A 12,728-nucleotide genomic window follows, 5' to 3' on the forward strand; every position below is an offset into this window, starting at 1 on the left:
GACAACGTGAACATGGTTGTAACCCTGATTCACCCAATCGCGATGGACGACGGTCTGCGTTTCGCAATCCGTGAAGGCGGCCGTACTGTAGGCGCTGGTGTTGTTGCTAAAGTTATCGCTTAATCGCTGATAAAGTTTGACGCGACACGCGGTAAAAGGGCATCATTTGATGCCCTTTTTCTACGCTGTGAACTAGAACCTATCTCATCAGCGATTTTGCAGTCATAATCATTGGTGAGATGGGCTCTTAAACCGTATTGACTGAATACGTCATGGCGTAAAACACCGGGATATCGCTAGTGCGGTATCCGATCGGTTTGGTTTGCCTCGCAATGCGAGGCAAAGTTGTTTGTTCTGAATCATCATTGTGACAGGTTGGTTTATGAGTGCGAATACCGAGGCTCAAGGGAGCGGACGCGGCCTGGAAGCGGCAAAGTGGCTGATCGTCGCCGTTCTGTTGGTTGTGGCTATTGTCGGTAACTATTACTACCGTGATTTAAGCCTGCCATTGCGCGCGCTGGCAGTTGTGCTGATCATCGCCGTTGCAGGTGCAGTGGCTCTGATGACCACCAAAGGCAAAGCTACCGTTGCGTTTGCCCGCGAAGCGCGTACCGAAGTACGTAAAGTGATTTGGCCAACTCGTCAGGAAACGCTACACACCACGTTGATCGTTGCCGCGGTAACCGCCGTGATGTCACTGATTCTGTGGGGGCTGGATGGTATTCTGGTCCGTCTGGTGTCGTTTATTACTGGCCTGAGGTTCTAAAATGTCTGAAGCTCCAAAAAAACGTTGGTACGTCGTTCAGGCGTTTTCCGGTTTTGAAGGTCGCGTAGCGCAATCGCTGCGTGAACACATCAAACTGCACGATATGGAAGAGCTGTTCGGCGAAGTGATGGTGCCTACGGAAGAAGTGGTTGAAATCCGTGGTGGCCAGCGTCGCAAGAGCGAGCGTAAATTCTTCCCTGGCTACGTGCTGGTGCAGATGGTGATGAATGACGCCAGCTGGCACCTGGTGCGCAGCGTACCGCGTGTCATGGGGTTCATCGGCGGTACGTCTGACCGTCCTGCGCCGATCAGCGATAAAGAAGTTGATGCGATCATGAACCGCCTGCAGCAGGTCGGTGACAAACCGCGTCCGAAAACGCTGTTCGAACCGGGCGAGCTGGTGCGCGTCAACGACGGCCCGTTTGCCGATTTCAACGGCGTGGTCGAAGAAGTCGATTACGAGAAGAGCCGCCTGAAAGTTTCCGTTTCCATCTTCGGCCGTGCAACGCCGGTGGAACTGGACTTCAGCCAGGTTGAAAAAGGTTGATCGAATAATCAGCAATAAGCGGTCCGTTGCCGCTTGTCAAAGGCGCGAAATTGAACTACAATTTCGCGCCTTTTGTTTTTAGATGCCTTGCCTGATGTTTGTCCGGCGAGGTTAAACACGGGGAGCCTCTCACGAGGCGATACTACCCAAACCGAGGAAATTTAAATGGCTAAGAAAGTACAAGCCTACGTTAAGCTGCAAGTTGCAGCTGGTATGGCTAACCCGAGCCCACCAGTGGGTCCAGCTCTGGGTCAGCAGGGCGTTAACATCATGGAATTCTGTAAGGCATTCAACGCTAAAACTGACAGCGTTGAGAAAGGTCTGCCGATTCCGGTTGTTATCACCGTTTATTCTGATCGCTCCTTCACTTTCGTTACCAAAACCCCGCCAGCAGCAGTTCTGCTGAAAAAAGCGGCTGGTATCAAGTCTGGTTCCGGTAAGCCGAACAAAGACAAAGTAGGTAAAGTGACCCGTGCTCAGGTACGTGAAATCGCAGAAACCAAAGCTGCGGACATGACTGGTTCTGACGTTGAAGCGATGACTCGCTCCATCGAAGGTACCGCTCGTTCCATGGGCCTGGTAGTGGAGGATTAAGAGATGGCTAAGCTGACCAAGCGCATGCGCGTGATCCGTGACAAAGTTGATGCTACTAAACAGTATGACATCACTGAAGCTGTTGCTCTGCTGAAAGAGCTGGCCACCGCTAAATTCGTAGAAAGCGTTGACGTTGCCGTTAACCTCGGCATCGACGCTCGTAAATCTGACCAAAACGTTCGTGGCGCTACCGTTCTGCCACACGGCACCGGTCGTTCCGTTCGCGTTGCCGTATTTACCCAAGGCGCTAACGCTGAAGCAGCGAAAGCTGCCGGCGCAGAGCTGGTAGGTATGGACGATCTGGCTGAGCAGATCAAGAAAGGCGAAATGAACTTCGACGTTGTTATTGCTTCCCCGGATGCAATGCGCGTTGTAGGTCAACTGGGCCAGATCCTGGGTCCACGCGGCCTGATGCCAAACCCGAAAGTGGGTACCGTTACTCCGAACGTTGCTGAAGCAGTGAAAAACGCTAAAGCAGGTCAGGTTCGCTACCGTAACGACAAAAACGGCATCATCCATACCACTATCGGTAAGGTTGATTTCGACGCAGACAAACTGAAAGAAAACCTGGAAGCCCTGCTGGTTGCGCTGAAAAAAGCAAAACCTTCTCAGGCGAAAGGCATGTACATCAAGAAAGTTAGCCTCTCCACCACCATGGGTGCTGGCGTTGCTATCGATCAAAGCGGTCTGTCTGCCGCAGCGAACTAATCGCACTTGCGATTATCGCTTTGACTTGGGGCCGAGATTTGTCTAGAATCTTATGCCCCAAGGTTTTGCTATTGGCTATGCCGTAGGCAAAACAAAGATTTTTCGGTTGGAGCCTGGCCTATCCAGGCCTCCGTCCAAGACCGCAGGTGTATCGCAAGATACTTAATCCTTCCTGCGTAGACGGTGACAGAGCCTAAGAAAATTTTTCTTTTTTATAAAAGAATGTCTTTGCTGGATTCTGCTCACCGTGTTAAGCCGCTCGGCGTGGCGTTTTACAAAGCGCCGAGTGAAGTGAGTTCCGGGGGATTTTCCCCGGCTAATCCAGGAGCAAAAAGCTAATGGCATTAAATCTTCAAGACAAACAAGCGATTGTTGCTGAAGTCAGCGAAGTAGCCAAAGGCGCGCTGTCTGCGGTTGTTGCGGATTCCCGCGGCGTTACCGTAGATAAAATGACTGAACTGCGTAAAGCAGGTCGTGAAGCTGGCGTTTACATGCGTGTTGTTCGCAACACCCTGATGCGTCGCGTAGTTGAAGGCACTCCATTCGAATGCCTGAAAGACACGTTTGTCGGTCCAACCTTGATTGCATTCTCTCACGAACACCCGGGCGCTGCTGCTCGTCTGTTCAAAGAGTTCGCGAAAGCGAATGCAAAATTCGAGGTTAAAGCTGCGGCCTTTGAAGGTGAGCTGATCCCAGCGGCGCAAATCGACCGCCTGGCGACGCTGCCAACTTACGAAGAAGCGATCGCACGCCTGATGGCAACCATGAAAGAAGCCGCTGCCGGCAAACTGGTTCGCACTCTGGCTGCAGTACGCGATCAGAAAGAAGCGGCGTAAGCCACTCTTTCTTAGCCTTTGCTAACGTATTTAAACTATTTCTGAATTTTAGGAACAATTGTTATGTCTATCACTAAAGACCAAATCCTGGAAGCAGTTGCCGCTATGTCCGTAATGGACGTTGTTGAACTGGTTTCCGCTATGGAAGAAAAATTCGGCGTTTCTGCTGCTGCTGCTGTAGCTGTAGCTGCTGGCCCAGCTGAAGCTGCTGAAGAGAAAACTGAATTCGACGTTATCCTGAAAGCTGCAGGCGCTAACAAAGTTGCTGTTATCAAAGCAGTACGTGGCGCTACCGGCCTGGGTCTGAAAGAAGCTAAAGACCTGGTTGAATCTGCTCCAGCCGCTCTGAAAGAAGGCGTGAGCAAAGATGACGCAGAAGCTCTGAAAAAATCTCTGGAAGAAGCTGGCGCAGAAGTTGAAGTTAAATAAGCCAACCCTTCCGGTTGCAGCCTAGTCTTTTAGGCTGATGGCTGGTGACTTTTTAGTCACCAGCCTTTTTGCGCTGTAGGGCGCCAGTAGCGTTTCACACTGTTTGGCTGCTGGTTTCGCCTCCCAATGTTTGTTTCTATCGACGACTTAATATACCGCGGTCTTTGCACTACCAGGAGTTCTGGGGGAAGGCGCGATGAAATGGTTTAAGCGTGATAGCAAGAGATATTGCGGAAAGTGTTCCCGCTTTCCGGTCGACAAAACGGTGTTGCATGAACTGTCCCTAATCGGACGGACAGATTGGGTCACTGATCAGCGAGCTGAGGAACCCTATGGTTTACTCCTATACCGAGAAAAAACGTATTCGTAAGGATTTTGGTAAACGTCCACAAGTGCTGGACATACCATATCTCCTTTCTATCCAGCTTGACTCGTTCCAGAAGTTTATCGAGCAAGATCCAGAAGGGCAGTACGGCCTTGAAGCCGCATTCCGTTCTGTTTTCCCTATCCAGAGCTACAGTGGCAATTCGGAGCTGCAATACGTTAGCTACCGTCTTGGTGAGCCGGTCTTCGACGTCAAAGAGTGCCAGATCCGTGGTGTGACGTTCTCTGCACCGCTGCGCGTAAAACTGCGCCTGGTTATCTATGAGCGCGAAGCGCCTGAAGGTACGGTCAAAGACATCAAGGAACAAGAAGTCTACATGGGCGAAATTCCGCTCATGACCGAAAACGGCACCTTTGTGATCAACGGTACTGAGAGGGTTATCGTATCTCAGTTGCACCGTAGTCCTGGCGTATTCTTCGACAGCGATAAGGGTAAAACCCACTCCTCGGGTAAAGTGCTGTACAACGCACGCATCATCCCTTACCGCGGTTCATGGTTGGACTTCGAGTTCGATCCGAAAGACAACCTGTTCGTGCGTATTGACCGTCGCCGCAAACTGCCTGCGACCATCATTCTGCGCGCGCTGAACTACACCACTGAACAGATCCTCGACCTGTTCTTTGACAAGATCGTCTTCGAAATCCGCGACAACAAGCTGCAGATGGAGCTGGTGCCAGAGCGCCTGCGTGGTGAGACCGCTTCGTTCGATATCGAAGCCAACGGCAAGATCTACGTAGAGAAAGGCCGTCGCATCACCGCTCGTCATATCCGTCAGCTGGAAAAAGACGACATTCAGAGCATTGAAGTACCGGTAGAGTACATCGCGGGCAAAGTGGTCGCGAAAGACTATATCGATACCAATACCGGCGAACTGATCTGCGCAGCCAACATGGAGCTGTCGCTGGATCTGCTGGCCAAGCTGAGCCAGTCCGGCCACAAGCGCATCGAAACGCTGTTCACCAACGATCTGGACCACGGCGCGTACATCTCTGAAACGCTGCGTGTCGATCCGACCAACGATCGTCTGAGCTCGCTGGTAGAAATCTACCGCATGATGCGCCCTGGTGAGCCGCCAACGCGCGAAGCTGCCGAAAGCCTGTTCGAGAACCTGTTCTTCTCCGAAGACCGCTACGATCTGTCCGCGGTTGGCCGTATGAAGTTCAACCGTTCTCTGCTGCGCGACGAGATCGAAGGTTCGGGCATCCTGAGCAAAGACGACATCATCGAAGTGATGAAGAAGCTCATCGATATCCGTAACGGCAAGGGCGAAGTGGACGATATCGACCACTTGGGCAACCGTCGTATCCGCTCCGTCGGCGAAATGGCCGAGAACCAGTTCCGCGTAGGTCTGGTGCGTGTTGAGCGTGCGGTGAAAGAGCGTCTGTCTCTGGGCGATCTGGATACCCTGATGCCTCAGGACATGATCAACGCCAAACCGATTTCGGCGGCGGTGAAAGAGTTCTTCGGCTCCAGCCAGCTGTCCCAGTTCATGGACCAGAACAACCCGTTGTCCGAGATCACGCACAAGCGTCGTATCTCCGCACTGGGCCCGGGCGGTCTGACCCGTGAGCGCGCCGGCTTTGAAGTTCGAGACGTACACCCGACCCACTACGGTCGCGTGTGCCCAATCGAAACGCCGGAAGGTCCAAACATCGGCCTGATCAACTCCCTGTCCGTGTACGCACAGACTAACGAGTATGGCTTCCTGGAAACCCCGTACCGCCGCGTGCGTGACGGCGTGGTGACCGATGAAATCAACTACCTGTCTGCTATTGAAGAAGGCAACTTCGTTATCGCCCAGGCGAACTCCAACCTGGATGACGAAGGCCGCTTCGTAGAAGACCTGGTCACCTGCCGCAGCAAAGGCGAATCAAGCCTGTTCAGCCGCGACCAGGTTGACTACATGGACGTATCCACCCAACAGGTCGTTTCCGTTGGTGCTTCACTGATTCCATTCCTGGAACACGATGACGCCAACCGTGCATTGATGGGTGCGAACATGCAACGTCAGGCCGTACCAACCCTGCGCGCTGACAAGCCGCTGGTCGGTACCGGTATGGAACGCGCTGTAGCGGTTGACTCCGGCGTAACCGCCGTTGCCAAACGCGGCGGTGTGATCCAGTACGTGGATGCTTCCCGTATCGTTATCAAAGTTAACGAAGACGAGATGTACCCGGGCGAAGCAGGTATCGATATTTACAACCTGACCAAGTACACCCGTTCTAACCAGAACACCTGCATCAACCAGATGCCGTGTGTGAATCTGGGTGAGCCAATCGAGCGCGGCGACGTGCTGGCGGATGGCCCATCGACAGACCTGGGCGAACTGGCGCTGGGCCAGAACATGCGCGTAGCGTTCATGCCTTGGAACGGCTACAACTTCGAAGACTCCATCTTGGTCTCCGAGCGCGTGGTGCAGGAAGATCGCTTCACCACCATCCACATCCAGGAACTGGCGTGCGTGTCTCGCGACACCAAGCTGGGGCCTGAAGAGATCACCGCCGACATCCCTAACGTGGGTGAAGCGGCGCTCTCCAAGCTGGATGAGTCCGGTATCGTGTATATCGGTGCTGAAGTGACCGGCGGCGACATCCTGGTCGGTAAGGTAACGCCTAAAGGTGAAACCCAGCTGACGCCGGAAGAGAAACTGCTGCGTGCGATCTTCGGTGAGAAAGCGTCTGACGTTAAAGACTCTTCTCTGCGTGTGCCGAACGGCGTTTCCGGTACGGTTATCGACGTGCAGGTCTTCACCCGCGATGGCGTGGAAAAAGACAAGCGCGCGTTGGAAATCGAAGAGATGCAGCTGAAGCAGGCGAAGAAAGACCTGACTGAAGAACTGCAGATCCTGGAAGCCGGCCTGTTTGCGCGTATCCACGCGGTACTGGTTGCCGGTGGCATCGAAGCCGACAAGCTGAGCAAGCTGCCGCGCGATCGCTGGCTGGAGCTGGGCCTGACCGACGAAGAGAAGCAAAACCAGCTGGAGCAGCTGGCTGAGCAGTACGACGAACTGAAATCCGACTTCGAGAAGAAGCTGGAAGCCAAGCGTCGTAAGATCACTCAGGGCGACGATCTGGCGCCGGGCGTACTGAAAATCGTCAAGGTTTATCTGGCCGTTAAACGTCAGATCCAACCGGGTGACAAGATGGCGGGCCGCCACGGTAACAAGGGTGTTATCTCCAAGATCAACCCGATCGAAGATATGCCTTACGATGAAAACGGCACGCCGGTAGACATCGTACTGAACCCGCTGGGCGTACCATCACGTATGAACATCGGTCAGATTCTGGAAACCCACCTGGGTATGGCTGCGAAAGGCATCGGTGAGAAGATCAACCAGATGCTGAAGCAGCAGCAGGAAGTGGCCAAGCTGCGTGAGTTCATCCAGAAGGCCTACGATCTGGGCGACGACGTTTGCCAGAAAGTTGACCTGAACACCTTCAGCGACGACGAAGTGCTGCGTCTGGCAGAGAACCTGAAAAAAGGTATGCCGATCGCAACGCCGGTGTTTGACGGTGCGAAAGAGACTGAAATCAAGAAGCTGCTGGAAATGGGCGGTATCCCGACCTCCGGTCAGATCACGCTGTTCGATGGCCGTACCGGTGAGCAATTCGAGCGCCAGGTTACTGTCGGCTATATGTACATGCTGAAACTGAACCACTTGGTTGACGATAAAATGCACGCCCGTTCAACCGGTTCTTACAGCTTGGTTACTCAGCAGCCTCTGGGTGGTAAAGCGCAGTTCGGTGGTCAACGCTTCGGTGAGATGGAAGTGTGGGCACTGGAAGCATACGGCGCGGCTTATACCCTGCAGGAAATGCTCACCGTTAAGTCGGATGACGTTAACGGCCGTACCAAGATGTACAAAAACATCGTGGATGGCGATCACCGGATGGAGCCAGGCATGCCGGAATCCTTCAACGTACTGTTGAAAGAAATCCGCTCGCTCGGCATCAACATCGAACTGGAAGACGAGTAATCGTCATTCCGGCTCAGGCTCCCCGCCTAAGGGAGCCTGAGGGTGGTTGTTCAGGTCACACGGGTACCTACTGCGGTTGTGGGTGCCCAACAGGTTTAACTCCGACAGGAGCCAATCCGTGAAAGACTTATTGAAGTTTCTGAAAGCGCAAACTAAGACCGAAGAGTTTGATGCGATCAAGATTGCTCTGGCCTCGCCAGACATGATCCGTTCGTGGTCGTTCGGTGAAGTTAAGAAGCCGGAAACCATTAACTACCGTACGTTCAAACCAGAGCGTGACGGCCTTTTCTGCGCCCGTATCTTCGGGCCGGTAAAAGATTACGAGTGCCTGTGCGGTAAGTACAAGCGCTTGAAACACCGCGGCGTGATCTGTGAGAAGTGCGGCGTTGAAGTGACCCAGACCAAAGTGCGTCGTGAGCGCATGGGCCACATCGAGCTGGCTTCCCCGACTGCGCACATCTGGTTCCTGAAATCGCTGCCATCCCGCATCGGTTTGCTGCTGGATATGCCGCTGCGTGACATCGAACGCGTACTGTACTTCGAATCCTATGTGGTGGTCGAAGGCGGTATGACCAACCTCGAGCGTCGTCAGATCCTGACCGAAGAGCAGTATCTGGACGCGCTGGAAGAGTTCGGTGACGAATTCGACGCCAAGATGGGTGCGGAAGCCATTCAGGCCCTGTTGAAAAACATGGATCTGGAAGCCGAGTGCGAGCAGCTGCGTGAAGAGCTGAACGAAACCAACTCCGAAACCAAGCGCAAGAAGCTGACTAAGCGTATCAAGCTGCTGGAAGCGTTCGTACAGTCCGGTAACAAGCCGGAGTGGATGATCCTGACCGTGCTGCCGGTACTGCCGCCGGATCTGCGCCCGCTGGTTCCGCTGGATGGCGGTCGTTTCGCGACGTCGGATCTGAACGATCTGTATCGCCGCGTGATCAACCGTAACAACCGTCTGAAACGCCTGCTGGATCTGGCTGCGCCGGACATCATCGTGCGCAACGAAAAGCGTATGCTGCAAGAAGCGGTAGACGCCCTGCTGGATAACGGTCGTCGCGGTCGTGCGATCACCGGTTCCAACAAACGCCCTCTGAAATCTTTGGCCGACATGATCAAAGGTAAGCAGGGTCGTTTCCGTCAGAACCTGCTCGGTAAACGCGTTGACTACTCAGGCCGTTCCGTTATCACCGTAGGTCCATACCTGCGTCTGCATCAGTGCGGTCTGCCTAAGAAGATGGCGTTGGAGCTGTTCAAACCGTTCATCTACGGCAAATTGGAGCTGCGTGGCCTGGCCACCACCATCAAAGCCGCCAAGAAAATGGTTGAGCGTGAAGAAGCCGTCGTTTGGGATATCCTGGACGAAGTGATTCGCGAACACCCGGTACTGCTGAACCGTGCACCAACCCTGCACCGTTTGGGTATCCAGGCGTTTGAACCGGTTCTGATCGAAGGTAAAGCGATCCAGCTGCACCCGCTGGTTTGTGCGGCATATAACGCCGACTTCGATGGTGACCAGATGGCCGTTCACGTACCGCTGACGCTGGAAGCCCAGCTGGAAGCGCGTGCGCTGATGATGTCCACCAACAACATCCTGTCCCCAGCGAACGGCGAGCCAATCATCGTTCCTTCTCAGGACGTTGTACTGGGTCTGTACTACATGACCCGCGACTGTGTTAACGCCAAAGGCGAAGGCATGGTGCTGAACGGTTCCAAAGAAGCTGAGCGTGTTTACCGCGCCGGCCTGGCGTCGCTGCATGCGCGCGTTAAAGTGCGTATCACCGAAGACGTCAAGAACGCCGAAGGCGAGTGGACCTCTCAGACCAGCATCATCGACACCACCATCGGCCGCGCCATCCTGTGGATGATCGTACCGAAAGGTCTGCCGTACGCGATCGTTAACCAGCCTTTGGGCAAGAAAGCGATCTCCAAGATGCTGAACACCTGTTACCGCATCCTGGGCCTGAAGCCGACCGTTATCTTTGCTGACCAGATCATGTACACCGGTTTTGCTTACGCAGCCCGTTCAGGCGCTTCCGTAGGTATCGACGACATGGTTATCCCGGCCAAGAAAGCGGAGATCATCGAAGAAGCGGAAACCGAAGTTGCCGAGATCCAGGAGCAGTTCCAGTCTGGTCTGGTTACCGCCGGCGAACGCTACAACAAAGTGATCGATATCTGGGCTGCAGCGAACGAACGCGTTGCGAAAGCGATGATGGAAAACCTGTCGGTAGAAGACGTGGTTAACCGTGACGGCGAAGTGGAACAGCAAGTTTCCTTCAACAGCATCTTTATGATGGCCGACTCCGGTGCGCGTGGTTCCGCCGCTCAGATTCGTCAGCTGGCCGGTATGCGTGGCCTGATGGCGAAGCCGGACGGCTCCATCATCGAAACGCCAATCACCGCGAACTTCCGTGAAGGTCTGAACGTACTCCAGTACTTCATCTCCACCCACGGTGCTCGTAAAGGTCTGGCGGATACCGCACTGAAAACCGCGAACTCCGGTTATCTGACCCGTCGTCTGGTTGACGTGGCGCAGGATCTGGTTGTGACCGAAGACGACTGTGGCACCCACGACGGCATCCTGATGACTCCGGTTATCGAAGGTGGCGACGTGAAAGAGCCGCTGCGTGAACGCGTTCTGGGCCGTGTGACGGCAGAAGACGTCCTCAAGCCGGGTACGGCGGACATTCTGGTGCCACGCAACACCCTGCTGAACGAGAAGGCGTGTGACCTGTTGGAAGAGAATTCTGTCGACAGCGTCAAAGTCCGTTCCGTGGTGAGCTGTGAAACCGACTTTGGTGTGTGTGCAAACTGCTACGGTCGCGACCTGGCACGTGGCCACATCATCAACAAAGGTGAAGCCATCGGCGTTATCGCGGCACAGTCCATCGGTGAGCCGGGTACACAGCTGACGATGCGTACGTTCCACATCGGTGGTGCGGCATCTCGTGCGGCTGCTGAATCCAGCATTCAGGTGAAAAACAAGGGGAGCATCAAGCTGAGCAACGCGAAGTTCGTTATGAACGCCGCAGGCAAGCTGGTGATCACCTCGCGTAACACCGAACTGAAACTGATCGACGAATTCGGCCGTACCAAAGAAAGCTATAAGGTGCCTTACGGCGCCGTGATGGGCAAAGGCGACGGTGAAGAAGTTAACGGCGGCGAAACCGTTGCTAACTGGGATCCGCATACCATGCCGGTCATCAGTGAAGTCAGCGGCTTCATTCGCTTCGCCGACATGGTCGACGGCCAGACGATTACTCGTCAGACCGACGAACTGACCGGTTTGTCTTCTCTGGTTGTTCTGGACAGCGCAGAGCGTACCGGTAGCGGTAAAGACCTGCGTCCGGCACTGAAAATCGTTGACGCTAAGGGCGAAGACGTATTGATCCCAGGTACTGATATGCCTGCTCAATACTTCCTGCCGGGCAAAGCGATCGTTCAGTTGGAAGACGGCATTCAGATCGGTGCGGGTGATACCCTGGCGCGTATTCCTCAGGAATCCGGCGGTACCAAGGATATTACCGGTGGTCTGCCGCGCGTTGCCGACCTGTTCGAAGCGCGTCGTCCGAAAGAGCCGGCAATCCTGGCTGAAATCAGCGGGATTATCTCGTTCGGTAAAGAGACCAAAGGCAAACGTCGCCTGGTGATCTCTCCGCTGGACGGCAGCGACGCTTACGAAGAGATGATTCCGAAATGGCGTCAGCTCAACGTGTTCGAAGGCGAAGTGGTGGAACGTGGCGACGTCGTCTCCGACGGCCCAGAGTCTCCGCACGACATTCTGCGTCTGCGTGGTGTGCATGCGGTTACCCGCTACATCACCAACGAAGTGCAGGAAGTTTACCGTCTGCAAGGCGTTAAGATTAACGATAAGCACATTGAAGTTATCGTTCGTCAGATGCTGCGTAAAGGCACTATCGTTAGCGCTGGTGGCTCCGAGTTCCTGGAAGGCGAGCAGGCTGAAGTGTCTCGCGTCAAGATTGCCAACCGTCAGCTGGAAGCTGAAGGTAAGATCCCGGCAACCTTCTCGCGCGATCTGCTGGGTATCACCAAGGCTTCCTTGGCGACCGAGTCCTTCATCTCCGCCGCATCGTTCCAGGAAACGACGCGCGTTCTGACCGAAGCTGCCGTAGCCGGCAAGCGCGACGAACTGCGTGGCCTGAAAGAGAACGTCATCGTGGGCCGTCTGATCCCAGCCGGTACCGGTTACGCTTATCATCAGGATCGCATGCGTCGTCGTGCTCAGGGCGAAGCGCCGGTTGTTCCGCAAGTCAGCGCGGAAGAAGCGACCGCGAACCTGGCCGAACTGCTCAACGCAGGTCTGGGCGGCAGCGACGACGAGTAATCGTCATCCGCGCCGCGGGCCCGCTACGCCGGGCCCATCGCCAGATAAACCGCTCCCTCGGGGGCGGTTTTTTTTCGCCTCGCGCCGGGTTATGACAAACTTTGCTACTATGGTTACAGCAGAAATTGACCGGCGCTTTTTACCT

8 protein-coding genes and 1 pseudogene are annotated in these 12,728 nt (G+C 54.6%); all 9 read left to right on the top strand.

What is annotated here, in order from left to right; all coding sequences use genetic code 11:
* Positions 1–123 (top strand): annotated as a pseudogene (gene tuf / locus ACSBQV_RS23675) (elongation factor Tu); the annotation flags it as partial.
* Positions 124–382: 259 nt separating this feature from the next.
* Complete coding sequence (secE, locus tag ACSBQV_RS23680; RefSeq protein WP_004929916.1) at positions 383–766, top strand: preprotein translocase subunit SecE; 384 nt, start codon at positions 383–385, stop codon at positions 764–766.
* 1 nt (position 767) lies between these two features.
* Entirely contained in the window at positions 768–1,313 is a 546-nt protein-coding gene (gene nusG, locus ACSBQV_RS23685) for a transcription termination/antitermination protein NusG (RefSeq protein ID WP_004929914.1), read from the top strand.
* Positions 1,314–1,478: 165 nt separating this feature from the next.
* Entirely contained in the window at positions 1,479–1,907 is a 429-nt protein-coding gene (gene rplK, locus ACSBQV_RS23690; protein WP_015376316.1) for a 50S ribosomal protein L11, read from the top strand.
* Positions 1,908–1,910: 3 nt separating this feature from the next.
* Positions 1,911–2,615, top strand: a complete 705-nt coding sequence (gene rplA, locus ACSBQV_RS23695; protein WP_004929908.1) for a 50S ribosomal protein L1 — start codon at positions 1,911–1,913, stop codon at positions 2,613–2,615.
* 338 nt (positions 2,616–2,953) lie between these two features.
* Positions 2,954–3,451: a 50S ribosomal protein L10 gene (gene rplJ / locus ACSBQV_RS23700; protein ID WP_004929905.1), complete on the top strand. Its 498-nt coding sequence runs from the start codon at positions 2,954–2,956 to the stop codon at positions 3,449–3,451.
* A 63-nt stretch (positions 3,452–3,514) separates the two neighbouring features.
* Positions 3,515–3,880, top strand: a complete 366-nt coding sequence (gene rplL, locus ACSBQV_RS23705; RefSeq protein WP_004929903.1) for a 50S ribosomal protein L7/L12 — start codon at positions 3,515–3,517, stop codon at positions 3,878–3,880.
* Positions 3,881–4,212: 332 nt separating this feature from the next.
* Positions 4,213–8,241 (top strand): DNA-directed RNA polymerase subunit beta, encoded by a 4,029-nt coding sequence (gene rpoB / locus ACSBQV_RS23710; RefSeq protein ID WP_047024913.1) that lies wholly within the window; start codon positions 4,213–4,215, stop codon positions 8,239–8,241.
* A 118-nt stretch (positions 8,242–8,359) separates the two neighbouring features.
* A complete protein-coding gene (rpoC, locus tag ACSBQV_RS23715; protein ID WP_033644357.1) occupies positions 8,360–12,583 on the top strand; it encodes a DNA-directed RNA polymerase subunit beta' in 4,224 nt (1,407 codons plus the stop codon).
* Positions 12,584–12,728: the final 145 nt, after the last annotated feature.

Origin of the sequence: Serratia sp. B501 (assembly GCF_051172315.1) — a bacterium.
Lineage (GTDB): Bacteria > Pseudomonadota > Gammaproteobacteria > Enterobacterales > Enterobacteriaceae > Serratia > Serratia ureilytica.